Source organism: Mesorhizobium zhangyense (genome assembly GCF_011045115.1).
GTDB classification, from domain to species: domain Bacteria; phylum Pseudomonadota; class Alphaproteobacteria; order Rhizobiales; family Rhizobiaceae; genus Mesorhizobium_M; species Mesorhizobium_M zhangyense.
The window spans coordinates 127,264-152,180 of sequence record NZ_JAAKZG010000010.1 but is presented as its reverse complement, the minus strand read 5'-3'; the positions used below and the strand labels follow the sequence as shown (position 1 = coordinate 152,180).

At 58.7% G+C, this 24,917-nt stretch carries 21 protein-coding genes and 2 pseudogenes; 9 read left to right on the top strand and 14 right to left on the bottom strand.

Annotated elements, in window-relative coordinates; genetic code table 11:
• Window positions 1–139: 139 nt before the first annotated feature.
• From G6N74_RS21445 to G6N74_RS21420, 6 genes are all read right to left on the bottom strand, one after another.
• On the bottom strand, window positions 140–937 hold the full coding sequence (locus G6N74_RS21445) for an ABC transporter ATP-binding protein (protein WP_165120048.1): 798 nt from the start codon (window positions 935–937) through the stop codon (window positions 140–142).
• A complete protein-coding gene (locus tag G6N74_RS21440) occupies window positions 924–1,910 on the bottom strand; it encodes a FecCD family ABC transporter permease (RefSeq protein ID WP_165120047.1) in 987 nt (328 codons plus the stop codon). The genes G6N74_RS21445 and G6N74_RS21440 overlap by 14 nt, the downstream gene beginning before the upstream one ends.
• Entirely contained in the window at window positions 1,907–2,956 is a 1,050-nt protein-coding gene (locus G6N74_RS21435) for a FecCD family ABC transporter permease (RefSeq protein ID WP_165120046.1), read from the bottom strand. The genes G6N74_RS21440 and G6N74_RS21435 overlap by 4 nt, the downstream gene beginning before the upstream one ends.
• The gene (locus tag G6N74_RS21430; RefSeq protein WP_312857903.1) at window positions 2,953–3,762 is read right to left on the bottom strand and encodes an iron-siderophore ABC transporter substrate-binding protein; all 810 of its coding nucleotides are present in this window, start codon (window positions 3,760–3,762) and stop codon (window positions 2,953–2,955) included. The genes G6N74_RS21435 and G6N74_RS21430 overlap by 4 nt, the downstream gene beginning before the upstream one ends.
• Before the next feature lie 181 nt (window positions 3,763–3,943).
• Complete coding sequence (locus G6N74_RS21425; RefSeq protein ID WP_246245850.1) at window positions 3,944–6,166, bottom strand: TonB-dependent receptor; 2,223 nt, start codon at window positions 6,164–6,166, stop codon at window positions 3,944–3,946.
• A gap of 1,090 nt (window positions 6,167–7,256) precedes the next feature.
• Window positions 7,257–8,186 (bottom strand): TIR domain-containing protein, encoded by a 930-nt coding sequence (locus G6N74_RS21420; protein WP_165120043.1) that lies wholly within the window; start codon window positions 8,184–8,186, stop codon window positions 7,257–7,259.
• 615 nt (window positions 8,187–8,801) lie between these two features.
• On the opposite strand from G6N74_RS21420, the gene G6N74_RS21415 reads away from it, so the two are divergent.
• From G6N74_RS21415 to G6N74_RS21395, 5 genes are all read left to right on the top strand, one after another.
• Complete coding sequence (locus G6N74_RS21415; RefSeq protein ID WP_165120042.1) at window positions 8,802–8,954, top strand: MFS transporter; 153 nt, start codon at window positions 8,802–8,804, stop codon at window positions 8,952–8,954.
• A gap of 180 nt (window positions 8,955–9,134) precedes the next feature.
• Window positions 9,135–10,685, top strand: coding sequence for an AbgT family transporter (locus G6N74_RS21410; protein ID WP_165120041.1), 1,551 nt, complete (start codon window positions 9,135–9,137; stop codon window positions 10,683–10,685).
• Between the two features lie 53 nt (window positions 10,686–10,738).
• Window positions 10,739–11,941 carry a M20/M25/M40 family metallo-hydrolase gene (locus G6N74_RS21405; protein WP_376767736.1) on the top strand — a complete coding sequence of 401 codons (1,203 nt, stop codon included), beginning with the start codon at window positions 10,739–10,741 and terminating at the stop codon, window positions 11,939–11,941.
• 85 nt (window positions 11,942–12,026) lie between these two features.
• On the top strand, window positions 12,027–13,862 hold the full coding sequence (locus G6N74_RS21400; RefSeq protein ID WP_165120039.1) for an SLC13 family permease: 1,836 nt from the start codon (window positions 12,027–12,029) through the stop codon (window positions 13,860–13,862).
• 6 nt (window positions 13,863–13,868) lie between these two features.
• Window positions 13,869–14,930, top strand: coding sequence for an AI-2E family transporter (locus tag G6N74_RS21395; RefSeq protein WP_165120038.1), 1,062 nt, complete (start codon window positions 13,869–13,871; stop codon window positions 14,928–14,930).
• A 12-nt stretch (window positions 14,931–14,942) separates the two neighbouring features.
• Here G6N74_RS21395 and G6N74_RS21390 read toward each other — a convergent pair whose 3' ends face one another.
• A complete protein-coding gene (locus G6N74_RS21390) occupies window positions 14,943–15,281 on the bottom strand; it encodes a hypothetical protein (protein WP_165120037.1) in 339 nt (112 codons plus the stop codon).
• Window positions 15,282–15,322: 41 nt separating this feature from the next.
• Window positions 15,323–15,838, bottom strand: coding sequence for a DUF1269 domain-containing protein (locus tag G6N74_RS21385; protein ID WP_165120036.1), 516 nt, complete (start codon window positions 15,836–15,838; stop codon window positions 15,323–15,325).
• A gap of 771 nt (window positions 15,839–16,609) precedes the next feature.
• On the opposite strand from G6N74_RS21385, the gene G6N74_RS21380 reads away from it, so the two are divergent.
• A complete protein-coding gene (locus tag G6N74_RS21380; protein WP_165120035.1) occupies window positions 16,610–17,680 on the top strand; it encodes a helix-turn-helix domain-containing protein in 1,071 nt (356 codons plus the stop codon).
• 366 nt (window positions 17,681–18,046) lie between these two features.
• Here G6N74_RS21380 and G6N74_RS21375 read toward each other — a convergent pair.
• The 3 genes and pseudogenes from G6N74_RS21375 to G6N74_RS21370 all read right to left on the bottom strand — a co-directional run.
• Window positions 18,047–18,679 (bottom strand): annotated as a pseudogene (locus tag G6N74_RS21375) (alpha/beta-hydrolase family protein); the annotation flags it as partial.
• 49 nt (window positions 18,680–18,728) lie between these two features.
• Window positions 18,729–18,893 (bottom strand): annotated as a pseudogene (locus G6N74_RS31550) (alpha/beta-hydrolase N-terminal domain-containing protein); the annotation flags it as partial.
• Between the two features lie 115 nt (window positions 18,894–19,008).
• The gene (locus tag G6N74_RS21370; RefSeq protein WP_246245849.1) at window positions 19,009–19,329 is read right to left on the bottom strand and encodes a hypothetical protein; all 321 of its coding nucleotides are present in this window, start codon (window positions 19,327–19,329) and stop codon (window positions 19,009–19,011) included.
• Window positions 19,330–19,534: 205 nt separating this feature from the next.
• Between G6N74_RS21370 and G6N74_RS21365 the strand changes: the two genes are divergently transcribed.
• The 3 genes from G6N74_RS21365 (at window position 19,535) to G6N74_RS21355 (ending at window position 22,572) form a co-directional block, all read left to right on the top strand.
• Window positions 19,535–20,728 (top strand): M14 family metallopeptidase, encoded by a 1,194-nt coding sequence (locus tag G6N74_RS21365; protein ID WP_165120033.1) that lies wholly within the window; start codon window positions 19,535–19,537, stop codon window positions 20,726–20,728.
• 172 nt (window positions 20,729–20,900) lie between these two features.
• On the top strand, window positions 20,901–21,185 hold the full coding sequence (locus tag G6N74_RS21360) for a YMGG-like glycine zipper-containing protein (RefSeq protein WP_165120032.1): 285 nt from the start codon (window positions 20,901–20,903) through the stop codon (window positions 21,183–21,185).
• 502 nt (window positions 21,186–21,687) lie between these two features.
• Entirely contained in the window at window positions 21,688–22,572 is an 885-nt protein-coding gene (locus G6N74_RS21355) for a hypothetical protein (RefSeq protein ID WP_165120031.1), read from the top strand.
• Window positions 22,573–22,661: 89 nt separating this feature from the next.
• On the opposite strand, the gene G6N74_RS21350 is transcribed toward G6N74_RS21355, so the two are convergent.
• The 3 genes from G6N74_RS21350 to G6N74_RS21340 are packed head-to-tail and all read right to left on the bottom strand — an operon-like array spanning window position 22,662 to window position 24,648.
• Window positions 22,662–23,012 (bottom strand): hypothetical protein, encoded by a 351-nt coding sequence (locus G6N74_RS21350; protein ID WP_246245848.1) that lies wholly within the window; start codon window positions 23,010–23,012, stop codon window positions 22,662–22,664.
• Between the two features lie 6 nt (window positions 23,013–23,018).
• Complete coding sequence (locus G6N74_RS21345) at window positions 23,019–23,714, bottom strand: L,D-transpeptidase (RefSeq protein ID WP_165120117.1); 696 nt, start codon at window positions 23,712–23,714, stop codon at window positions 23,019–23,021.
• 13 nt (window positions 23,715–23,727) lie between these two features.
• On the bottom strand, window positions 23,728–24,648 hold the full coding sequence (locus G6N74_RS21340) for an ABC transporter substrate-binding protein (RefSeq protein WP_165120030.1): 921 nt from the start codon (window positions 24,646–24,648) through the stop codon (window positions 23,728–23,730).
• Window positions 24,649–24,917: the final 269 nt, after the last annotated feature.

Below are 24,917 nucleotides of genomic sequence, written 5' to 3'. Positions count from 1 at the left end.
AAAGTCATCTTTATGCCTGATTTTGTTACCCGATTCCCTGCAGAAGGGCGAAATTCCGATCTCGGCTTGCGCCTTAAAAAAGCGGGTCATGTTGCATTTTTGTAACAGCAAAACGATAGCTGTCAGGATTCTTCGCACCCTACAGAGGGACGCACAGCGGTGTTCCAGCGACCGGATCGCGGATAATGACCGACTTGACGCCGAACACATCCGCAATCGCCTCGGCTGATATCACCTCGTCGGGCGGTCCGGCGGCTGTGATCTTCCCGCCCTTCAGTATGACGACGTGCTCGGCGTAGCGGGCCGCCTGGTTGATATCGTGCAGAACTGCGACGACGGTCTTGCCGTGCTTGTGCACCAGAACCGTTATCAGGTTCATCAACTCGATCTGGTGCGCGAGATCGAGATAGGTTGTCGGCTCGTCGAGCAGGAGAACCTCTCCCTGCTGGGCCAGTGTCATTGCGATCCATGCGCGCTGGCGCTGCCCTCCAGAAAGACTGTCGAGCGCCGTATCTGCGAGCGTCGTCATGCCGGTCAACATCAGAGCCTCTTCGCAGGCGTCCTGATCCTGCTCCGACCAGCGCCCGAACAACGATCGGTGCGGATAGCGGCCCTGCTGCACGAGGTCGCGCACCGTCAGCCCCTCAGGCGCCACCGGTCCCTGAAGAAGGACGCCGACACGTTTAGCCATCTCCTTGGTGGAGAGCGTATCGATGCTGTGGCCATCGAGCAGGATGGTCCCGTCGGCTTTCGCCATGAGGCCGGCGAAGGTGCGCAGGACGGTGGATTTGCCGCTGCCGTTCGGCCCGATCAGCGCTGTGAAGCGACGCTCGGGCACGATGAGGTCGAGATCCTCGACGATCCGGTGTTGACCATAGGCAATGGATACGCACTGCCCCGTCAGCTTCGCCGGTGTGTTCTTGTCATTCACGGGCATGACGGCGACCCCATAGAAGATATGCGAAGAAGGGAGCTCCGATCAGGCCCGTGACGATTCCGGCTGGCAACTGAGCCGGCGCGATGATCACGCGCCCGACGAGATCGGCCGATGCCACAAGGCTTGCACCGGTCAGCGCGGCGACCGGAAATATCCTGGCATGCGACGGGCCGACCAGCCGGCTGGCGATATGCGGCGCGACGAGGCCGACGAAGCCGACCAGCCCTGCGGCCGCGACGGCCGCACCGGAAATGAGCGTGCACAGCAGGATCATGACACCGCGAACCAGATCGACCCGCTGGCCGAGGCTCCGCGCGGAATTGTCGCCGAAGCGAATGAGGTCGAGTTCGCGCGACGACATCCATGCCAGCGCCATAGGTATGATCAACCAGAAGAACAGCAGTCTCACTTTAAGGATATTGGCGTCGTAGACACTTCCGGCCAGCCAGATCATCGCCCGCTGGACATCGCCGATCTCCCCGAAGGTCGAAAGCAAAGTCGTGGCCGCACCGGCAAGCGAACTGAGGCCAATGCCGATGAGGATGATGCGCAGCGACGACGTGCCGCCGCGCCATGACAAAAGGTATACGGCCGCCGTCATAGCGACCGCGCCGAGGAATCCGGCTGCCGGCAGCAGGGCGGCGGGCGGATCCTGAAGTAGTACGATGACAACCATCACCGCGGCTGCCGCGCCGCTGTTGATACCCAGCACGCCCGGCTCCGCAAGTGGATTGCGCATGACTGCCAGCGCGATCGTGCCGGCCGTCGCGAGCGCAGCGCCGACGAGAAGAGCGAGCAGCACCCGCGGGAGGCGCAGATCGAAGACGATCATCACGTTCTGTAAGTTTGCCTCCGGCGATCCTGTGATCGTTTCGAAGAGCTCGCGCCAGGACAGGGGTATGTCCCCGAATGCCAGGCTGGCCAAGATCAAGCCGATGAGGAGAAAAATCAGGACGGTGAGCAACCGCGTCATGTCGCACCTCCCGCCTTGTTTCGGGCCAACCAGAGAAAGAACGGTGCGCCGATCAAAGCGATTATCACGCCCACCGGGAAATTCTGGCTGGTGAAGAGCATGCGTCCGACGGTATCTGCGCCTACCACCAGCAGAGCGCCGCCGAGCGCGCTGAACGGGATGATCCAGCGATAATCAACGCCGATCGTCAGGCGCGCGATATGGGGAACGACAAGCCCGACGAAGCCGATCGGGCCGGCGAGGGCGACGGCGCTGCCGGCGAGCAGGATGATGAGGACGACGGCAATCGCGCGCCAGGCCAGAGGGTTCTGTCCGAGCGACCGCGCTGCATCGGCGCCGAGGCTCAAGGTGACCAAGTGCCGGCCGAGGAGAAGGGCGGCCGCAAGCCCTATCAGGATGTAGGGCGCGACCGCAGCGGCCTGTGCCATGGTTCGGCCCGCTACGGACCCCGCCGTCCAGAACCGAACAGTATCCAATGTGCTCTGGTCGAAGATGAGAACGGCGCTCGTCAGGGCCGTCAGGAATGTCGCGACGATCGCGCCGGCGAGAACAAGCCCGACGGTCGATTGACCAGCCAAGCCGAAAGAACCGAGCCCGTAGACCACGATCGCGGCGCAGCCGGCTCCGAAAAATGCGTACCACAGATAGATGTCGCTGGTTCCCGTCCCGAAGAGGGTCATGACCAACACGACGGTGAAGGCTGCGCCCGCATTGATGCCGAGCAAGCCCGGCGAGGCGAGCGGATTGTTCGTTACTGCCTGCATGATTGCGCCGGATACCGCGAGTGCGCTGCCTGCGAGCAGGGCTGCAAGCACGCGCGGGAGCCGGATCGTCATCACCAGCAGGTGCTCGCGCGAGCCATCGAAACCGAAGATCGCATTCCCTACCGACCGGAGCGGGATGCGCACCGTCCCGAGGGTGACAGCCCACATCGATATCGCGACAAGCAGACATAAAACAAGGAGCAGGGCGAGAAGCCTGCTCCTGCCGGTCATGCTTAAACTGCCCGAAGGCCGCGCAGCCGGCATGCCCTTGCTGCGGCTCATCGATCCGCCAGGATATAGCGCTCGATGTCGTCGAGAACCCGATTGGCGGAGCCAATGCCGTGGAAGCTCTGCCAGGGTCCCCGGTCGACGCGGTAGGCGCGGCCGTTCCGCACGGCGGGCAAGAGCTGCCAGAGAGGGTTTCCAGTGACTTCCTTCTCGAGCGCATCGTCCGGTCCGCTCTCGAAGCCGCTGGCGGAGACGTAGAGGAGAATGTCGCCATCGAGATTGGCAAGTTCCTCCCAGTCCGGCCGCTTGACGATCGTGCCGTCGGTCACCGTCTCGTAGGCCGTGCGCTTGACGCCGGCCTCGTGCAAAACTGAAAAGGGCGCATAGGCGGCAGGACCATCGACGAAGACGACGAAGCGGCCAGGCGCGAAGCGGACGGTCGAGACGGTCACGTCCGTCTTCTTCACGCGGTCGCGGATCGAGGCGACGCGCTTCTCGTAGGCGGCGAGCGCCTCATTGGCCGCACCCTCGCGGCCGGTGATCTCGGAGAGAAGCTTGAGATACTTCTTCCAGTCCATATGGTTGGTCAGGACGGTCGGCGCGATCTTCGATGCCGTATCGTAGATGGAGGAATGCGCCTCCGCGCTGCCGATGATGAGGTCGGGCTTCAGTGCCGCGATCCGCTCGAGGCTCGGTTCCCTCGGATTGCCCAGGTCGACCATCTTCGACCGCTTGACGAAATCAAGCACCACGGCGTCCTGGATGGCCATGTAGGGCGTGGCGGCGACGGGCGCCTTGAGCTCGATCAGGAGGCCGAGCGTCAACAGCGGATCGAGCGTGACGATCCTCTTCGCCTCCACTGGTGCGCAGAACGGCGGATTATAGACACCCTCCGCTATCTCCTTCCCCTGACAAGCGGCGTACGCGATCGAGAGGGGAAAGAGGAGGAAGAGAAGGGCGAGCCAGAAGCGCAAGACGGATACCATTTCAGATGCACGCAGAAAGAGGATTGCGGGGCTTTCGCCCCACAATCCCGGTTTGTCAGAACTTCGTACGAAGGTTCAGTCCGAAGGACCGCCGGGGGCCAGCCTGGCCGAAGGCCGGGGTGTAATCGGGATCGACGATCGTGAAGTATTTCTCATCGGTGAGATTTTCCACGAAGGCGGTGATCTCCCAATTGTCCTTCTTGAAGCCGGCTTGCGCATTCACGATGAAGCGAGAGTCGATGTCGTACATGCCTCCCGTGCCGAAACGTGAATTGTAGTCGCTGGTGTATTTGGCATCGGCGCCGACATAGATGCCGTTCTCGAACTCATATCGACCGCCGAAGCCGAAACTCCATTCCGGCGCTTCCGGAAAGGCTTTTCCAGACTGGTCGCCCAAGCCGCCGTGATCGAATTCGAGGAACCTGGTGTTCAGATATCCAATCGAAGCGAATGCCGAGAACTGATCGGTGACCTGATAGGTTGGCTCGATTTCGAAACCCCATGCGCGCGAGGACGCGGCATTTTCCGTTATTCGATAGCCCGGAATGGGAGATGGGGGGCGGATTTCGATCTGCTGGTCTTCATACTTCGTGTAGAAGAGATTGGCGTTGAGCCTGAGGCGATCGTCCAGCAGGGTTCCCTTATAGGACAACTCGTAGCTCTGGGAGTATTCCGGATCGTACGTTACGAGTGGGAACGTCGGATCGCTGCGATTGACATAGGAGCCACCCGACCGGAAGCCTTGCGTATAGGTGAAACCAACCGTTTGATTGTCGCCGAATTCCTTTGACAGGCCGATCTTCGGCACGAAGTTCAATTCGTCGAAAGATGCCGGGTCTCCGGAGAAGACAGGCGTACCGGGGAACATGATAAATGAGTTCTGCTCGGTGTTCGTCTCTTCCAGGTAATCCAGTCTTCCGCCCAGGGTCGCAAACCAGCTGTCCGCGAATTCATAGGTCGCTTCACCGAATACAGCCAGGTTCGACGTCTTGCGGGTCTGCTGGTCGTCCAGCTGGTAAGGCGCCACCACGAAACGCGACCATCCGTCAAAGACCTGATGGCTGCCGAAAACGCCTGCAACCCACTTCCAGCGGTCGCCCTCGTAGTTCAGGCGCATCTCCTGGGTGAATATCGAATCGTCATCCGTGCCCCAGATTCCATTGTCGATGCCGGGCGTGTCCGCATCGACGGAGCGTCGTGTGTTTATGCCGTACTGAAAGCCGGTTTGCGAGGTGAAGCGGAGCGTGTCGGAGAAATCATGCGTGATTTCAAGGCCGAGATTGTGAACCTCGGTCCAACGATATTCCGTATATGTGATGAAGTTGAAATCACCGCGCCCGCTGTCGAGGCCGACCAGTCGGTCGTTCGGACGATCCTTTGAATAGGCATAGGTCAGAAGGGCGCGGGTGTCCGGCATCTCTGACGGCGTGAGGAGCAGCTTTGCGCGAATGGTCCCGCTGAGGTCCGTGGTCAGGTCGTCATAGCCGGCGTAATCCTCGAGATTCGTATAGGAAACGTCGGAACGGGAACGCTCGAACGCGCCGGAAATGCGCAGCGCGACCTGGTCCTCGACGAGCGGCGTGTTCACGACGAAGGCGGTGCCGACCAGATGGTTGCTGCCGACGGTGCCCGACAGTTCGACTTCCTTGTCGAAGGTCGGATCCTTCGACTTGATGTAGACGGCACCGGACATGGCGGCGCGGCCGGAGAGCGTCGATTGCGGTCCGCGATAGACCTCGACCTGTTCGACGTCCCAAAGGTTTCTCGCACCGAAACGGGCATTGTAGCGGGTCTGGAGAATGCCATCCACATAGAGGGAGCCGACCGGCGCGCCGCCCGGAACGAAGCCTTCGGAGCTCATGCCGCGGATGACGAAGCCGGAGTTGACCGTCGCGCTGTCCAGCACGTTTGCAAGACGTCGATAGGCATCCTGAGTTTGTCTGATCTGGCCGTCTTCAATCGCCTTCGCATCCACGATGCCGACGCTCGCGGTCGTATCGTTCAGCGTCGTCGCGTCGCGCGCGCCATAGATCGTAATCGGGGCGAGCACGAGTGCCCCGCTGGCGTCTACGCCAGTTCCCCCTGCCGAAGATGTGTTGATGCTGAGCGTCACTTGATTGCTGCCGGCAAAACGCGCACCCACGCCCGTGCCCGCAAGAACGGCGTTCAGAGCCCGCTGGGGCGTCAGGTTGCCGCTCGCGCCTGCAGTCGTCTTACCTTCAGCCACAGCCGCATCATAGAGAATTTGAAGGCCGGTCTGGGCGGCGAGGCTGTTCAAGGCCGGTGTAAGAGACCCCGCCGGAACCGAAATTGATCGCTCGGCGGACTGAGCCGGTGCAGCCGCTTGCGCTGTAGCCGGTGTTGGCGGATTGAACACGAGCACCGCTGTGCTTGCCAGAAGCGCAGCATGAAGCCTGGCTCGGGCCCCTCGCGAAATTGCCCTGACGGACACATTCCTAGTCATCAAAACCCCCAATCATGCGGCGTTCAAGGCGCCGCAGTCCACCATTAGAAGCGGTTACGCATTCCGCTCGTAGGGGAGACGATTGGTGGCCAACGTTTGGGACTCTCCGCGAAGAAATAATCGATACGCTGCGATTTCTACCGAGGATTGATCGTGTTGGTTACCGCTACACCCAGATGCCCAATCAGGATGTCTTGCGTCTTTTTTCCATATCGATTTGGGAAGTGTGTTTCACGGGCTCTTCCTTGCAAGCGATAAGCCATTGTTATCTCTCGCAAGTTGCAGTTCAAACCTGAACCCACCTCAGTTCAAAGTCACATAAGATGCAGAAGGGAAGGGGACGTTTAACGCAAAGCGACGTTCGGACTTCCGTGAAGGGGCGACTGCTTAGTGCCCATGCCTGCCGTAGAGATCAGTCTTGCCGTTTTCTGAAAGCAGGCATCATTGACGCCCAAGCGGAAGTCAAATTCGTAATCCCATGCGCATGATGGCAGTGCGTAGAATCTCTTGTGAACAGCTACACTCAGCCTTCGCTATCGAATGCCAGAGCAATTTGCACCCAACTCGCCCAGCAGACGGCTTAGTTTGGAAGGCTCGCGTGGTCCAACCTGAAGGGTTTACTCCAACAAGGCGTGAAATTTTGGACGCCGATTGACACACGAGGCCGAGCCGGAGCGCTTTCAGACGGCCCGTACGTATATCTCCGCCCTGACGCTTAAGCGCGAACTCCCGGTCTCCCGTCACATAGCACGCCACCGGATCGCCCCACCGGCCGGAAGCTCATGCCTGAATCACCTGTCGCCAGACGTTGCGCACGTAAACCCATCGAAAGCGGCTAGCCCTCCCATGCTGGCCTCCATATCCCAGCCGGAATTCTGAATCAGACTACCGGTCGAAAAACGCCCTAGACGTTTCTTATGCCCTTCCAATGCTTCAACCGCTGTGCGATCAGCTTCGAGCGTTGGCGATCATCGCGTCCGTTCAGGATGCTTGAATCGTTCGGCTCAGCGCGCAAGTAGACACCGGAGGTCCTTGCGTTCACTTCCGGTTGCGTCTCCGAAAGCGTGGTGAAGTATCCGGATGCGCGATCGGCGGACTCGAGCTTGATCTCTCCTGTACCATGCAACTGTGGAGCATTGGGATGCAAGGGACGCTCCCCCCGCCAGAAGTAGAAAATACCCGAAGGATCCCGCTTCTCCTTAACCGCTTCGCTCCAGTATCGAGACGACAACGTACCGTCTTCCTGCCAAGCACGGCCAGTGATTTCGAGCGCGCCGTCGCCGTCACGCGAAATGTTCAAGAGACTCACGGCGGAAGGCTCGCGGTCGGTGCGCGATGTTAGTGAAAACTGCCACCATTGCCCCTCGATGCGAGCCAAGCGCCCTTCGTTCTCAATTGCTTGCCGGACCTTCTGGTTGACGGTGTCCATTTCGGTAGAGCTGATGCCCTCATCGTAGCGCACACAAGTCAAGCCGAGGAGATCAGTGGGCAACTTCGAGCCTCTGGCATGGAGAATGAAGGTACGGCGCATGCCGAGGACTCCGCCAAAAAGACCAGCTTCGAAGACCACATTGTCTCGCGGCGAAGCCACACCAGCCTCCAACATGGGAGAGGCCGGTGGGCTGGCGGTCGTCCAGTCGTCCTGGGCGAAGACGAATGCGGCAAAGTCTACCTCGCGGGTAAGCTCGAGAAGGCGACCTAGCGTGGTAGTTCCGGGACTGAAGGTCGTCGTCCAGGGTTCGACGTGAGCGGTGTCATCGAGCCCTTTGGTTAGGGCCTCCAACAGTTGCGCCTGCTTTCCCGACGAGCCCAAGAATATGCGAGGCTTGTCCATATCATTCTCCTGCCAGATTGTGTGCATGCTCACAATCGAGGTGCACGGTGAAGCTTCTCCGTCGCCAGATCGATAACGTGGAAAGCCTCTACATAGAATAGGAAATTGTCTTTTTGCCGCGATGGCTTTGAGGTCGGTCTCCTCGCCGAGCATTTTGCGCAGCTCAACTAGGGTTTTTGATAAAGCGCGTCTTCCCGACGACTCGCCCGTAGATCTCGAATGTCGAGCTGCAGCGCTCATCAGAATCTATCAGTCGGGAATCTCAGATGAGAAAGAAAGAACTTTAGGTGCCCTTGGCTATACTCTCGAGGATTGAAATTCCCGAAGCCCTCCGCTCCGAAAGGGGTGTCGGGCCTTTTTTCGTTATTAGAAACCGACTGACCGTCACGTTGCATCTCCTGATCATGTTGCAAAACGCGAGAGATACACTGCATGAACTGAGTATGGCTCTGGTTCTTGCCGACAGTGAAAATCTTAGAGATGTCGAGGCGCTCGTTGGGGCTACGGAAGAGGGGGGCCGTCGCGAGTTGCGGCGGATGGAAAGCAAAGGATGAGGCGGAGAGAGTAGCCCTTGGCTCAATGTCGGCGTTGGGTGCTGCCTCGGAGACGTTGTTCGTGGTCTCCGAGGCGTGGCTGAACCAGATCACCAGCGAGGCAAAGCGCGGCAAGACGATCGCGATCTACGTCCGCCTTGCAGGGACACATCGGCTCAAAGTCCAAAGTCTGCGCCGGTTGTCCAATTCTGTGTTTATTTTTGCCGGGTGGTGATCACGGTGAGGCATCGCCGACGACCAATTTCGGGACAGAGCGCCAAGGCTTTGGATTCTGTGCTCATGACTCGCTGCCATAGAGAGTTAAGCTCAAAAGCCGTTGATCTGAGAATTGCCCAGTGCGCGCTTTTGGCGCTGTAATCCGCTGCAGCTGATCAAACTGGAAGGGAAGGCAGAGATGTCCACCTCGAATGCAGCGCCAAAAACCGCGATGCAGAGGTTTCTCGATGGCGTCGAAAGAGTGGGTAACATGGTTCCTCATCCGGTCGTCATCTTCCTGATTCTGATTGTAATCGTCATGGTGCTATCAGCTCTATTCAGCGCTTTCGGCGCCGCGGTAACGTTTGAGCGCATAAACGCGGAGACACATGAGATTGAAACCGCGACCACCGAGATCCGCAGTCTGTTGAATGCCGACGGTATACGCTTCCTGTATGCGTCGCTCATCCCAAATTTCATGAGTTTTACCGCGGTCGGACTGATGATCGCCGCGATGATCGGAGCCGGCGTGGCGGAGGAATCAGGGATGGTCACGGCGCTTATCCGAAAGCTCGTGATCGTGTCTCCGGCCTGGGCGCTTACCTATATCCTGTCTTTTGTCGGTATCCTCTCGAGTATCGCTGCGGACGCAGGCTATCTGGTTCTGATCCCTCTCGCCGGGGTCGCCTACCTGGCTGTTGGGCGAAACCCACTCGCCGGCTTGGCGTTGGGCTTTGCCGCCGTGGCTGGCGCCTTCACCGTCAACATGCTGATCAAGCCGCTCGATGCCGTCCTCGTCGAGTTTACCAACGACGCTGCCCGTCTCGTCGACTCTAACAGTTCGATCAGCCTGGCCTCGAATATCTGGTTCTCGATCGTGTCGGTGATCTTCCTTGCCGTGGTCGTGGCGTTCATCACCGATCGCATGATTGCGCCCCGCCTGGGCGTCTACGATCCCGCGTTGGCGGCCGACGGCACGATGACTGAACAGGGCGCAACACTCAGCGAGCAGGAATCGCGCGGCTTGCATTTCGCCGGGCTCGGCCTGCTCGGCCTGATCATCGTCTTCTGCTTCCTGACGATCCCGTCATGGGGGCCGTTGCGCAATCCCGACACCGGCGAACTGATCGGCAACTCGCCGTTCATGAACGGCTTGATCGCGCTAATCATGCTGATCTTTCTGGTGACAGGCTGGTGCTACGGCATCGGCGCCGGAACGCTGCGCACTTTGACGGAAGTCATTGGGGCGATCGAGAAGTCGATCAAGAACATGGGCGGCACGATCTTCCTATTCTTCGTGTTGAGCCAGTTCGTCGCCTATTTCACCTATACCAATATCGGCACGGTTATGGCGCTGAGCCTCTCAGGTGCCCTCCAGGCGGCCAATATTGGCTCGCTGCCGTTGCTGCTCGGCTTCATCGTCGTGGTGGCGATCATCGATCTGCTGCTGACTGGCGCCATCGCAAAGTGGGCGATTTTCGCGCCCGTCTTTGTCCCGCTTCTGATGAAACTCGGCGTCGAGCCGGAGGCGGTTCTGGCCGCCTATCGCGTCGGCGATTCGCCGATGAACGCGATTACCCCGCTGAATGCCTATTTCGCACTCGTGGTGGGCTTTATGCAACGCTACGACAGGAACGCTGGAGTTGGCACCGTTGTGGCACTGATGCTGCCCTATGTCGTCTGGATGTTCGTCCTGTGGACGGCGTTGTTCGCGGTCTGGCAGATGCTGGGCCTGCCTTGGGGGCTTTGAGTGTCCATGCGGAAGCTTAAAGCGATCAAGGTTCAAGTGACAGGATGAACATGATGAGCACCTCCTCTATTCCCCTCGATGTCGCCGTCGCCGAAGATCACTTAATGCGGTTCCTCTCGGTGGAAGGCGTGACAGGATACGAGGCCAATATCGCGGCCGCCGTCATTGATGCTCTGAAGGCTGCTGGCGTGCCGGCTTCGGCAATCCGCTTCGACGACGCCAACACACGGATTCCGCTGCCGACGGAAACCGGCAATCTCATCGTAAATCTGCCCGGAACGCGCGGCGGGCCCAGGCTGCTGTTCTCAACCCACCTGGATACCGTGCCACTGTGTGCAGGCGCCAAGCCCCGGCGAGAGGGTGATCGCATTGTCTCCGACGGTACGACAGCACTAGGAGGCGACGCCCGAACAGGCGTTGCCCTTCTCGTGGTGCTTGCCGAGACACTTATCAAGCACAAGCTGCCGCATCCTCCAATCACGCTGCTTTTCACGGTGCGCGAGGAGAGTGGGCTTCATGGAGCACGCGAGTTGAACGCAGCCGATCTCAGTGGCCCGAGCATGTGCGTCAATGTCGATGGTCAACTCGCGTCGGACCTGATCATCGGTGCGGTTGGACAGGAAAACTGGGAAGTCGAGATCAAGGGCCGTGCCTCTCATGCCGGCGTTGCGCCCGAGAAGGGCATATCGGCAACACTGGTCGGAGCGATTGCCTTGGCGGAGGCGCAGAACGCAGGCTGGTTTGGCAAAGTCGTCAAGCCGAACGGCCGCGGAACAAGCAATGTCGGAATTTTCGGCGGAAAGGACGGAAAGCCCGCGGGTGATGCAACCAATGTTGTCACCGACTACGTCTTCATCAAGGGCGAGGCTCGTAGCCCTGAGTCTGCCTTCGCGGCGAAGATTGCGAAGGGTTACGATGATGCCTTCGAGAAAGCAAAAGGACAGGTCAAGGACCATGAAGGGCGCACGGGAGAAGTGGCGTTCAATCACCAGACAGCCTATCCGCCTTTCAAACTCTCAGAGAGCAGCCCGGTTGTGAAGCGCGCCGTCAAGGCGTTGGAGATGATGGGCATCAAGGCCAATTGCCTCTTCTCCAATGGCGGGCTCGATGCAAATTGGCTCGACAAACATGGCATTCCCACCGTCACCATCGGTGCGGGCCAAGCCGAGATCCATACAATCAAGGAATATGTGAACCTTGCCGAATACGAAAAGGGCTGCCGCCTCGGCTTACTTATGGCGACACTGGAGGAGTAGCAGTCACGTCGCGGCTCGGCGGCAGTTGGGCCGATGGCGGTGCTAATTTTTGGCGGCTCGAGGAGAGCCAGGGAGGAACAAGCGATTGAGCCCCATAGCCTACACTGCCACCATCATCGCGGCCATCGTCGTCCTGTTTGTCTGGAACAAGCTGCCCGTCGTCGTTGTCGCGATGTCAACTGCTGCAGCGCTGTGGGCAACCGGCGTCTTGACGATTGACCAGGCGCTCGGGGGCTTCGGTGACCCCGCGGTGATCTTCATAGCCTCTCTTTTCATTGTCAGCGCGGGACTCGACCTGACCGGCGTCACCGCTTGGGCTGGTCAGCTTCTGATCCGTGGCGCGGGCGAAGAGAGCCGCACTCGCCTGTTGATGCTGACGATGAGCATGGTCGCACTCCTTACAGCGTTGATCAGCGTCAATGGTGCCGTCGCCGCGCTCCTGCCAGTTGTGGTCGTCATCGCAGTCCGCTTGAAGCGAAACTCGGCACAGTTGCTCCTGCCGCTCGTTTTTTCCGCGCATGCCGGTTCGAAGCTCGCTCTGACGGGTTCGCCAGTGAACGTCCTGGTCTCGAATGCAGGCAGCGACGCCGGGGTGGGCGGCTTCGGTTTCTTCGAATTCGCGCTTGTTGGCTTACCGCTGCTGGCGGGAACTATGGCGATCATCATATTGTTTGGAAAGCGGCTCTTGCCTGAACGCAATGGCGCGACCATGCCTGCGGATTTCAGCCGCCATGCGAAGACGCTCGTCGAGCAGTACGGCCTTGCCAGCGGCGTGTACCAGATGCGCGTGCGCGCAAGCTCGCCCTTCATCGGCGTGCCCGCATCTGCGATCGAGTTGGCAGCCTATCCCGAATTGCGCCTCGTCGCCGTTCAGGAGGGTGAAACGGCCAGCCCACTGCGCAGGCCTGTCATTGCCGAGGGGGATCATCTGCTGCTGCGGGGCGACGCCGAGTCGGCCGCCGCTTTCGCGTCGGATAAACACCTCGCATTCAGCGAGGCGGCGGCGTCCGGTCACGGAGAGGGCACGCTGTTCAATCGCAGCTCAGGCCTCGCAGAGGTGGTGATCCCGCCACGCTCCGGCCTTATCGGCCAGAACGTTTTCCCTGGGATGGTCACTGAGAGCGGCGACCTTATCGTCCTTGCGGTGCAGCGCGCCGGCGCGGAGGTTGCCGCCACCAACGCAACACGAGATGCTGGAGGCATCGTGTTGCAGGCCGGTGACATGATGCTCCTGCAGGGAACATGGAAAGCTCTCGACCACCGCCTCCAGGATCCGGATGTCCTGGTCGTCAATTCGCCCGAACTTGTGCGTCGTCAGGCCGTGCCTATGGGGCCAGGTGCCGGCCAGGCCGTTGCCATTCTAGCCGCGATGGTCGTACTCCTGGCCACCGGCATCACCCCGCCAGCGGTCGCCGGCCTAATCGCCGCCGGAGCGATCGTCGTGTCAGGGATTATGAGCGTCGAACAATCCTATCGAGCCATTGACTGGACGACGGTGATCCTTGTGGGTGCAATGATGCCGCTCTCTACCGCCATGATCGAGACGGGCGCCGCGAAACTAATGGCCGAGCATCTTGTCGCGCTCATCGGCGACGCCGGTCCCGTAGCTCTACTCGCCGGCCTGTTTGTACTGACTGCCATAATGGGGCAGCTCATCAGCAATACCGCGACCGCTCTCATCGTCATCCCGATCGGAGTGGCAGCTGCGGCAACCATGGGAATATCTCCCCGCCCGGTTCTCATGAGCACGGCGGTTGCGGCGGCGGCGGCGTTCCTTACTCCCATTGCAACCCCAACCAACTTGATGGTCATGGGTCCCGGCGGTTACGCTTTCGGGGATTATTGGAAGCTCGGTCTGCCGCTACTGTTCTGGTTCTTTGTCGTGGCTGTGTTCATAGTGCCGATGATCTGGAGATTCTGAATTGCCATGAAGGCCAGCTGGGTTCCGGTACTGTTGGGCATTATCTGCGCAGTTCTCGTGCTGGCTGTGCTCCATTTTGCAGATGCGGTCATTGCGCCCGTTGCTGCCGCGCTATTCATCATCGCGATAGTCTGGCCACTCCAAAAGCGGCTTCAGACGCGCCTGCCGCAACTTCTGGCGCTCGCTATTGTTGTGCTGCTGGTGCTGCTGATCTTCATTGTGTTCGCGTCTGTCGTGGCTTGGGGGTTCGGTCGGATCGGCCGATCACTCATCGCGGAGACGCCGCGGCTTCAGGGACTCTACGAACTGGCGACGGCCTGGCTGGAGACACACGGGATCGCCGTTGCCGGCCTGTGGGCCGAGCACTTCAACATGCGCTGGATCGTGGCGGCAATTCAGGGTCTGTCGGCCCGGCTGAATACGATGATCTCGTTCTGGATCGTGGTACTGGTCTACGTACTACTTGCCCTGCTCGAGGTCGGCCCGCTGGCGCGCAAGATTCCCAGCATCATCAGCAGCGACGCTGCGCGCGTCCTGGTCGTCGGGGGCGAACGCACCGCGACCAAGCTGCGCCGGTATGTGATGATCAGAGCGATCATGAGCGTTGCAACCGGCAGTTTGGTCTACGTATTTGCCCTGGCGCTCGGCCTGCAGCTAGCCGCGGAGTGGGGCGTCATCGCCTTCACTTTGAATTTCATTCCCTTCGTCGGCCCGTTCATTGCAACGCTACTGCCGACCTTCTACGCGTTGGCGCAGTTCGAATCCCTGTATTCTGCACTGTTTGTCTTTGCCTGTCTCAATCTCATTCAGTTCGCGATCGGCAGCTATGTAGAGCCGCGCGTGGCGGGAAATGCGTTGGCGCTGTCTCCCTTTCTGGTGCTATTTTCCGTCTTCCTGTGGATGTTCCTCTGGGGACTGTTCGGCGCCTTCATCGGGGTTCCAATCGCGATAACCCTGCTGACCTTCTGCGCCCAGGCCCCCGCAACGAAATGGGTTGCCCAATTGTTGGGGGCGCCTGACGATGAGGTGGAAGACGTCGAGAGCGTTTTATGGAATGAACGGGAATAACCCGCTGCGAAATTAACCGTTCAAGCGGCTCCGGATCAGGCCCAGAACAGCCATCAAGATGCCGCCGCCGAGCAGGCCCGACACGCCGGCCCCGATCAGGACAGCGGGAGTTAGCCCGCCGACCCCGCGCATCGTCGAATCGGCAGCGTTTTCAACATGCCCAACCAGGTAGCCGATGCCGGGAAATTGCGCCGCGACAAAGGTCAGGGCAAAGCCTCCTACCATGCCGATTAGAGCGGTTGTGATCTTGGCAAGTCCAAGGCGGGGCCACCACCACCCCACGGCGAGTGCCCCGGCCACGCCGCAAAGCATCTCGATGGCAATGGCTATGACGGTTGCAGTCGAGGACAATGGTCACTTTCTCCTGGACGAGCGGGAGCGTTGATGCCGGTCTACGCTGGCAGCGCCGAACCGGCTTCTCCGGAATGGCCCTGGAGCGCGTCGCGCAGGACCTGCTCCTTGGTTTCGTCGAGTGAGGTCTTGAGGACAATGCCGCCGAAACCCTGGATCTGCTTTAGAACTTTGTCCGCAGTCATCTCCTGAATTAGCAGGAAGAGCGCGGCATTCCCCGGTTCAATGCTTGCGGACAACTCTTTCATGAATGCATCATTTATGCCGACATCGGTCAACGCGCCTCCGAGCGCACCCGAAGTCGCGCCCACCGCCACGCCTACAAGCGGATTGAGAAACAGCACCCCGATGAGCAATCCCCAGAAGCTACCGGAAACCGCGCCGGTGGCGGTGGTATTCAGAAGCTGGTTCAGCTTGACTTTTCCCGCCTCAGCCTTGGTGGCGATGACCGCGTCGCCAAGCCTGATCACATATTCCCTTTGCAATCCGAGCAAAGTCTGACGGACTTCTTCTGCCTTCGCTTCGGTGGGGTAAACAATTGCGATAAGGGTCGACATGTAGGCTCCTGCGGAGGGCAGCCGCCAGGCTGCGCAAGGGTGTCCCCTATTTTAGGGCTTCAAGCGCCTGAAGAAATCAGCTCGGAGTCCTACCGGTGTGCTCTATGTCTCTTTTTTGACCCGGCGGCTCGTCATTTCGTTCGAATAGGACGCTCCGCTGGACCCAGCGATTCAGAGCCCGCAGGAACTCCTAGCTTAGAAATTGGCATTGATTTCTTGGAGGTCGCGCGTCGACATTTGTGCACGCACAAGCGCCTAACGAACCAAATTTCCTATTGCGTTCGGGGTGTTATTCGATCGCTGGCCTAAACCGGGATGGCGCCAGCACAGCTAGGATGAACATGGCAATTTAGTCAGCCGCACCACCTTGAGGTGACCGCGCGGCGCGTTGCTTTCCCGAAGGTCTTTGATGCCATTCAACTTGAAGCTGTTGACGCTCAGCGAGTGTTCTCTGGAAAGTGCTTGGATGCAAGGGAGCCGAACCCACCAATTTCTGATCCGGTTCCGATCATGTGATGCTCTCCGCCAAGTAGCACCCTTCTCGTGAAGCAACACATAACTTTGATGGCACAAACGGCATTTAAAGCGCCACGGAAGACAAATGTACTCGCAATCGCGAGGAATCCCGGAAATTTTCAGATTAGCCCGCGGAATGTCAATTTTTTACTGTGCGGTTTACATCTTGGTGACCTGGGATAAAATAACTTTCAAATTCCTAGATATTAGGAATTAGAATAAATTAAGTCGATTATTTGATATGGAGCGTTCCTAATGTATCAGGAATCTGCATTGCGGTCGTACAATGAACATGTAATAGAAAATCTGCAACTTAGGCACGCGGTATATTTTACAACGCTTGTATTTCCGGATCACAATCAATTCGATGCTTTCCGTTCTTCATATCAAGGAGTGATGGACATATCGTCTGTTAGCGGTGAACCAGAACGCTTCCCGGCGATTCAAATGGTGTGGGACTTGGGCAGAATGGTATTCACACGAACTAAGCTTCCCGGCAAAGGATATACCCACCGCCGGAGGCATCTGAGTAAACGCGTTCTTGATCATTGGTATATAAACTTGCCGTTTAATTCTTTGGAGCCAGACGGTCAGCGTCTCGGCGCCAAGGCGATGCCAGAATTGCACTGTCTAGCAACTTCGTTGGAAACCGAAGTCAACGATGACGGCATGCTTATGCTTTTCTTCCCTCATGATCTATTTACCTCGACTGTCATGCTCGATCGGATGTTGGACGTTCAATTGGATGGAGGCTTGGGGAGATTGCTTGCGGATTACCTTTTTCTCTTGGACCGCTCACTACCGCAATTGCAGGCCGAGGAAGTCCCTCATGTTGTTGAGGCCACCCGCAGCCTTGTAGCTGTATGCCTTGCCCCATCACGAGATCGGTTGGCCGAGGCTCAGGGTCCGATTGATGCAACACTGATGGGACGCGCGCGTCGATTGATAGATGTTAAACTGGCAAACCCCAATCTTACTTCAGAAATACTGTGTGCTGACCTTGGCGTGTCGCGCTCCCGTCTCTACAGGCTGTTTGAGCCTCTGGGCGGCGTTGCTTCGTATATTCGAAGGCAAAGGTTGCTGCGAATACGCGCCGCACTGGCCGACAGTATGGACGGTCGATCTATATTCCGGATAGCCGGGCAGTGGGGATTCGTCGATGCGTCGGCGTTCAGTCGAACGTTCAGGCACGAATTTGGTATTTCGCCGAAAGAAGCGAGGGATATCGGATGGGCAAGCGACGGCTTTGACGTCGTTCAAGATTGTTTGGATCGATCTGAAACCCCGCAGACACTTGGTCAAGTGCTGCGTGTGCTTGCCGCTTGAAGGGTCCGGGTCCGATTGGCAGAAAAAGGGAGCGAATTAAGTCGACCCCCTTTTGTCCTCTCAGGCGGGCCATAATCGTATCTGCCGCATCGACGCTCAGTTCTCCATGCTGAACCGCATAAAACGTTGTCTGCGAGCGTGCAGGATGTAAGAGCGCCTCTTGGGTGAACTTCGCTCCTTCGCAAGTCATCAACGTCGACGCAGCCGTTCAATGTATTGCAACCACCATCGCCCATTACGGCGCCACCAGCATCGAAGGCGAGGTCCAAGGGAATTCTGGGTCGACACTCCTACCGTTCAGTTACAATGATGGGAAACTTCATCGCATTCTCTCCCTAGTTTCGCTGCTTCGCGGCAGGTTTGCATCTATCCGCTGATTGCCGGTGTCGCACCACGATTAAAGAAAAAGGTCTTCAGTCGGGCAACGTCCTCAGCTGTAATGTTCGGCGGCTCGGTTACTGCTAGCCACGCATCGATATAGTGCTGCGGAGCAAAGACATGGCCGTACCCAATGGGAGAGGTCGTTGCGATCGCCATGTCTACTGTAAGCTGCAGCATCGTGATAAGTGGATACCAGCGAACCTGCTCTGATACATCTGGACCGCGCGGCCCTTTCATCCAGTCAGGTTCCCGGTAGAGCGTGGCGGCACCGAAGAACGTAATCGGATCGCTGGCGTATTGCAGGTACACGATGCGGATCGGACCCCATGAGGCAGCGGGTATTTCGAGGACGTTATTCTGATTGGTGAAGCGGAAGATCGAAGCGTCCCGGAAACGGGGGAGCCGTTGGGGCGATCCGGCATTTCGATCATCGGTAACGGATCGCCAGGTGCGGCTCGGAAAGGGAGGCCCGCTCCAAAGCGCGCCCTGAAACGGATTGGCGATAATGTCGTAGAGGCTCGCCGAAAGTTCGGAATTCATGGCGCCGAGGCTGGGGCCATGCAGATAGAGCTTTGGACGGCTGTCGCGCGGCAGCGATGACCAGTAGGCATATACCTCTCTGCGGCAACTCAAGATAGGTCCACAGCCAATAGGCAAGAACGCCCGTGCCATATCCGAGAGCCGCTGAGATCCCGGAGAGCACGCCCTGGATGAGATAGGATCGCGGTATCAGGCTTGGGGTCAGAGAAGCGGCGAAGGCCAGCGCCCCGACCAGCACGCCGATAGTAAGGAACGAATTCGCGACCCTCGCCAAGATTGCACGCAATCCCATAACTCCGAGCATCCTTGGTTACCGGGCAGCAGGCGCAGATGGCGCGCAGCCAAGAGCCGTCGCCTTGCACTGCACACGACGGGACGGGCACGGAGTCAGGATTACCCCAAGGACCTCATCTTCTGATGCGGCGCACATCAATGACACGGCCATTGTGGGCGCTCACCGCGATTTCGAACCGGTTGCCGCCGCGCCAGGCCCGATAGACGAGGAACCGGCCGCGGCAATCGACGCGCCGGATGTCCCGGAAACCACGATTGCGCAGGATTCTCTCGCCACCCCGGCAGGTTATTGCCCGGCCATTGTTTAGGCTGGTGCCGATGCTCAGGTTGATGGTGAGGGCTTGCGCCGTGGTCGGCAACGCCATGGGCAGGATGGCAAGGGTGAGGACGACACCCAGGCAAGCGAAAATGGGACGACGCATGATATCCTCCATGAGGCGCTTTGTGTGACATCAAGTCGTCAAGTGCCCCTTGTCAAGGAAATGGCGGCGCGCGCTGCAAGTTCGGGACAGACTGCCCATGTTTTGGATTCTGTGCTCATGACTCTTCCGAACAGAGGGTTAAGTTGACCGCCAATGTGATCTTCTGCGTGGGTTTCGACACCCGTGGTTACCCAGGCTACGTGGAGAACCGTCTGTCATGCCTGAGGAACGAAAGGGAGGTCTCGCCCGCCGAGACTTTATGATTGCATCCCTCGCCACGGTCGGCGCTTCGGTTGCCCTAGCAGCCGGTTCGAAGGAGGCGACTGCCCAGGAGCCGGTGGCATCCTCAGCCTCCCCCGCATCCGGAACGACCTATACCGGCGATGTTATCGATGGCAAAAAGGTCATCAGCGCGCTCGACGTCAACGACCTGCAACCCGGCAAGAAGCACCTTTTGTATTTTCAGGGCGTTGAGACGCCGACCGGGCAGCATTGGTATGTGTCCGTGACGGTCGCCAAGGGAGCAAAGCCGGGCAAGCGCGGCGTCCTGACCAGCGGTGTCCATGGCGACGAGATGAGTTCCATTCATACGGTCCAGACCGTGATGAACCAGCTCGATCCGGCTGAGATGTCGGGCACGGTGATGGCGGTCACGGACGTGTCGCGTCCGGCCCTCGAAAGCATGCAGCGCAGATGGCCCAACTCGGGTAGGGGCATCGATCTGGTCGATATGAATCGCGTGTGGCCCGGCAATGAGAACGACGTCACCGCGACCAGCCGCCACGCCGGGCTGCTGTTCAACCGGCTGCTGCGGCCGAACGCCGACTTCGCGGTCGACTTCCATACCGGAACGACCGGGTTCGAGGTCACCGCATTCAATATTGCCGAGATGGACGTGCCCGAGATCAAGGCGATGGTGGAGCTCTACCCCGTCGGCCAGATCTTCGATAATCCTACATATCCCAGTGTCCTCCACAACGCATTTATCGCCGCGGGCATCCCGTCCTTTTGCCCGGAGATCGGGGCGGCCCGTCACCTGGATCTCGAGATGATCGCGCTCTTCGTGGAAGGCACGATGAACGTGCTCAAGCATCACGGCATCGTCACCGGGTCGATGGGACGCACAGGCAAAGACGTGAGTGTCTTTGTCGGCAATAGTTCGTTCCCGATTCTAGCAACCGAGGGCGGGGTCGTCGAGCATCTGGTCAAGCTCAACGATAAGGTCGAGCCCGGACAGAAGGTGGCCATTCAGCGCAACAGCTTCGGCGAGGTGGTGGCGGAATACACGAGCGGCATTGCCGGAGAAGTGACAGGGCAGCGCAGCGATGCCATGTCCGAGCCCGGCAACCCTTTAGTATTCATCCTTTTCCGCGACGCAACCACGAACGGCGCAGTAACCTACCCCGAATGAGGTTGCATGGAAGATTTTGCCGGATGCAGGATGTTGAATCGAGACGGTTGCCAGGTTTCGACTGCCTCGCAAGATCGGCGCACCGCGCCGGAGATACGCTCAAAATTGAGCGGGATTACGCTCACCGGGTTCGAGACGGTCTCTCGGACCGGGATTGCCGGGAGAAATGGAAATGACCAAGCGCAAGACTATAATTAGTGTCCTTCTGCTTTCCGCCGTCCTGGCCGGTTGCGCGGCTACCGAACAGGAGCAACGGGCTGGAACGGGTGCTCTCATCGGAGCGGGAGCGGGAGCGGTGGCGGGCCAGGCAATCGGCGGCGACACGCGAAGTACCGTGGGCGGAGCTGCCGCCGGCGCTCTTCTCGGCGCAGTAGTTGGTACTGCAACGACGCCACAAGGTCCCCGTTATTGTCGCTATCGGCGCCCGGACGGCACGATCTATGCGGCTCGATGCTGAGAATCCAAAGCTCTTTCCGCATGGCGTAATCCAGGTAGTGGCACTACGGGACTGCGGCTTTCCTTAGAACTTGCAGAGGAGTTATGGCGAGCTGTCGTAGATTGTTTGAAGCTCGGCATGTACTTCGATATGCTCGGCGCGCCTTGCTCCAGCAAGAGATGCCTGCGTGGCTGGTCCGAGCACAAACGCTGCAATCCTCGCCGTCCGCTTTCGCGGCCTAATCTCCCAGCCTCCAGACACTGTGGCCGCTTGTTACAGTCGTTGTCCTGAGTGCCAAAGTTTTCCGACTCTTGAGTGGCAACTGCAACTACTATGATACACTGGGTGCTATCGTAATGGAGTGAATACCATCCTGGGTGGGATGCGAACGAATGGAGGGTTCGATGAAGCATTTTGTCGCGAGTCTTGCGATTGCCAGCTTGTCCGTGGTTTCCGCCCGGGCCGAGGAAGCAAGCGTTCCTGCTTTCTTCGTGCTGAGTGATCGCGGCGAAGGACGTTCGATATGGAGGCCTGGCAGCGTGCGACCGTAGCATTGAAAAGCGAGGAGCTCGTGCGGACCTATCGACTCGGCGGGGACGGCAGCGTCCTGCAAAAGGCGCAGGCGGATGCGGAGAAGGCACATGCGGCGGCCAATGTCGTTATGCTCATGACAACGACCACGCAGGACAGAAACTCGACTGAGTTTCACGAGTCGCTCCGCCAGGTGGAGCAGCAATTCCAGACCGACCCAACACTTAAAGGTGCGAGCGTGCTCGCCAGATGGCCAATGTGCGCGCTCGTTCAACTCGGCAAGACCCGCAACGCCAAGATGCCGCCCATAGCGATGATTTTTGTTCTTGATCACCCGCAAGCGAACGCGTTCTGCTATCCGATGGTGCAATCCTACTTCACGACGCCACTAGGTGCTGATGGCAAGCGTGTTGCGCCCATCAGCATCGACGGTGCAACCGTCGCCCTGCAGGCGGCGCTCCCACCAATTAAGCTCGCCAAGAAGACACTAGCGGACAAGGCGGCGTTCAAGCAAAGCAACCTCATTGAGCGCCCGACCAACGTCTTTGCGCCGCGCGAGGAGATATTCATCTACGCCTTTCTCGAGAATGTCGGCCGCAAGGACGTCGGCACGCCAATGGCCAGTTACGAGATAGGGCTCGACATAGAAGTTCGCGATCGCGCTGGCCAGATTCTGAAATCACTTCCCAATGAGCATACCTACAAGGCTGACTCCCCACCGCCGTTTCCCGTGTCGCGAGGCTACTTCACCAATTTCGCAACCGCCGGTATTTCCCTCGATACTCCCGGCAACTACACGATTGTCTACATCTTTCATGATCGTGCCCGGCCTGAAACGCCGCCAGCAACGGCGGAATTCGCCGTGACAGTCAAGTAGGGCAATCCGGCTGTCGTGGCGGCAGCGGCTTAGCTGATCGGTTGGCTCTATGCTGCCGGTTTCTATATTGATCGCGCAGTTTCGAGTTTTCAGATTTTTTGAACTGAGACCACATTACCCGACGCATCGATCACACAGTTTGCGCGAGCGCCTTTGCCCTCGACGATGACCTGGAACGTCTGGGGATCGATTTGGGAAGAACTGACAGGCAGAATGGCGGAGCTGTCCACTCCCAAAGGCGCAGCCGCCGCGGAAGCACAAGCCAGTTGGTGTTCGGCCGGAGCAGTCGTGCCAGTATTCCGGACGCTATTTGGTTCAGGTTGGTTGGCCATGCACCCGATGATCTGGATCGTGGCCAGAATCACGGCGAAGACCATCACTCGGTTGCCACACTTCTTGATCGGAAGCGGCTTGGATGGCCAGGCGCTGAAGTGGTTCATGGGCGGTCAAACTCCCTTGTAGAGTGAAGCACCTTGCATGAGGACGATAACCTTCGCTCCAACTTCGATCCGGGAATGAAGGTCGGTGATGTCGTCATTGTTCATCCGAATGCACCCTGACGAGACGTCGAGACCAATCGTCCAAGGCTCGGGGGTGCCGTGGATCCGATAGATGGTGTCTTGGTTGCCTTGGTAGAGATAGAGGGCCCTCGCACCGAGTGGATTGTCCGGACCGCCCGGCTGGCCTCCCGCCCATTTTGCCGCATTCGGATCGCGCGCCACCATCTCGGCAGGCGGTGTCCAGGTCGGCCATTCCGCGGTGCGACCGACCCGCACGATACCCGCCCAGCCAAAGCCTTCGCGGCCGACGCCTATTCCATAGCGGATGGCAGTGAAACCCGGCTGGACCAGATAGAGGAAATGCTGGTTACCGTCGATGATGATGGTGCCAGGTTTCTCGGCGGTCTTGAATTTCACGACCTGTCGGCGAAAAGTCTCCGGCACCTGTTTGTGCGCTGCGTAATAGGACCTCGCCTTCTTACGGTCATACTCGACCCACTTGTGAGTTTTGGGATCGAATATCTGTGTCTCTGCTGCATACGCCAGTGTCACCCCGGCAGCGAGTGCGAGGGCCAGACACGCGGCGATCCCACGAACCGCACGGCTGCTGAGTGTGAAGTAGGGTACGGGAAGTTGCGACATCTTCAACATCAGCTCATTTGGTCCAGCTTTCCAATCGGTCTTCATGCGTCGCGATCCACTTCTGGGCAAATGCCGCAGGATCCTGTTTTTCCACCTGCAGCGCATAGCTCATCTCCGTGACTTCCTTCGCAGTGAAGTCGATTCTGGAGAGAAACGACGCGACCTTCGGCAACCTCTCGGCCGTCTTTGTCGCGAAGGCGATCTGGAAATGCGACGGTGGCCACCCCACAGGCGCAGACGACTTGGAGAGCCAACCTGCCGGATCGTCGCTGGGCAGCACGATTTTCCATTTGCCATCGTCATGTTTTGGCTCGGTCAACTGAACGATGTCGTGGAGATCAAAAACGTGATGCGGGCTGTAGCAGTAGAAAACGATCGGCTCATTCGTTGCAGAGGCGGCATCGACAGCCGCCATGGCCAAGTCCTCCGGCATCTCCAGAAGTTTCACCGTCTTGGTGTAGCCGTAGCTTTCAGCACGTATTCTCTCGATAGTCGTCGATGACCAGGTCTCCGCGCCGATCCAGATTTCACCCTGCCCATCGCCATCCGTGTCGAGAACTGATGTCTTCTCGGGATCGCTTAAATCCGCGATATCCTTGATTCCGTACGTGTCTGCAGTTTCGCGTGTGGCACACATGCCTTGTGTGGCCGCAACTTCCTTTGGGCTGAGTTTGACCGTTTTCTTGTCATCGACGTATCTCTTCACGAGAGAGTCGAGATTGGGCAACCAGACCTCGGGATGGACATCCACTTCGCCCGCATCCAGTCCGGCGAAGATCGTTAGCGTTCCCATCTCACGAACTTCAACATCCAGTCCCAGCTCCTTCTCGATGCCGAACTTGATGATGTTGGCGGACGCTTGGCCCGATGGCCAATTGGGCATGCCAACTACAAGATCAGCTGCGAAACTCGTGCCGCAGGAAACCAGTAGCATAAGGGTTCCGCTCAGATGCAGCGCAACATTCCGAGTCACAACCTATCCTCCACGCCGTTCCAACGATTGTTCAGCAAGTCCAAAAGCGGTTCCGGACGATTTGTTACAATGGTAATTTGCAAGCGAGGCCGATAGTTGCCCTTTGGTCCATCGGTATTGACGAATACGGTTGCCTTTATCACAGCTCGGCGGGAGCCGCATTTGTGGGGAGCAACAGGCCTGTTGATTTCCATTGAGAGCTGACCCGGCGGGGGTGCGGATAAAAACTT

Excerpts from the sequence above, each read along its gene's own strand:
- G6N74_RS21445 (WP_165120048.1), bottom strand. The coding sequence starts at position 937 with ATGCCCGTGAATGACAAGAACACACCGGCGAAGCTGACGGGGCAGTGC.
- G6N74_RS21440 (WP_165120047.1), bottom strand. The coding sequence starts at position 1,910 with ATGACGCGGTTGCTCACCGTCCTGATTTTTCTCCTCATCGGCTTGATC.
- G6N74_RS21435 (WP_165120046.1), bottom strand. The coding sequence starts at position 2,956 with ATGAGCCGCAGCAAGGGCATGCCGGCTGCGCGGCCTTCGGGCAGTTTA.
- G6N74_RS21420 (WP_165120043.1), bottom strand. The coding sequence starts at position 8,186 with ATGGACAAGCCTCGCATATTCTTGGGCTCGTCGGGAAAGCAGGCGCAA.
- G6N74_RS21410 (WP_165120041.1), top strand. The coding sequence starts at position 9,135 with ATGTCCACCTCGAATGCAGCGCCAAAAACCGCGATGCAGAGGTTTCTC.
- G6N74_RS21405 (WP_376767736.1), top strand. The coding sequence starts at position 10,739 with ATGAGCACCTCCTCTATTCCCCTCGATGTCGCCGTCGCCGAAGATCAC.
- G6N74_RS21395 (WP_165120038.1), top strand. The coding sequence starts at position 13,869 with ATGAAGGCCAGCTGGGTTCCGGTACTGTTGGGCATTATCTGCGCAGTT.
- G6N74_RS21385 (WP_165120036.1), bottom strand. The coding sequence starts at position 15,838 with ATGTCGACCCTTATCGCAATTGTTTACCCCACCGAAGCGAAGGCAGAA.
- G6N74_RS21380 (WP_165120035.1), top strand. The coding sequence starts at position 16,610 with ATGTATCAGGAATCTGCATTGCGGTCGTACAATGAACATGTAATAGAA.
- G6N74_RS21370 (WP_246245849.1), bottom strand. The coding sequence starts at position 19,329 with ATGGAGGATATCATGCGTCGTCCCATTTTCGCTTGCCTGGGTGTCGTC.
- G6N74_RS21365 (WP_165120033.1), top strand. The coding sequence starts at position 19,535 with ATGCCTGAGGAACGAAAGGGAGGTCTCGCCCGCCGAGACTTTATGATT.
- G6N74_RS21360 (WP_165120032.1), top strand. The coding sequence starts at position 20,901 with ATGACCAAGCGCAAGACTATAATTAGTGTCCTTCTGCTTTCCGCCGTC.
- G6N74_RS21355 (WP_165120031.1), top strand. The coding sequence starts at position 21,688 with ATGGAGGCCTGGCAGCGTGCGACCGTAGCATTGAAAAGCGAGGAGCTC.
- G6N74_RS21350 (WP_246245848.1), bottom strand. The coding sequence starts at position 23,012 with ATGAACCACTTCAGCGCCTGGCCATCCAAGCCGCTTCCGATCAAGAAG.
- G6N74_RS21345 (WP_165120117.1), bottom strand. The coding sequence starts at position 23,714 with ATGTCGCAACTTCCCGTACCCTACTTCACACTCAGCAGCCGTGCGGTT.
- G6N74_RS21340 (WP_165120030.1), bottom strand. The coding sequence starts at position 24,648 with ATGCTACTGGTTTCCTGCGGCACGAGTTTCGCAGCTGATCTTGTAGTT.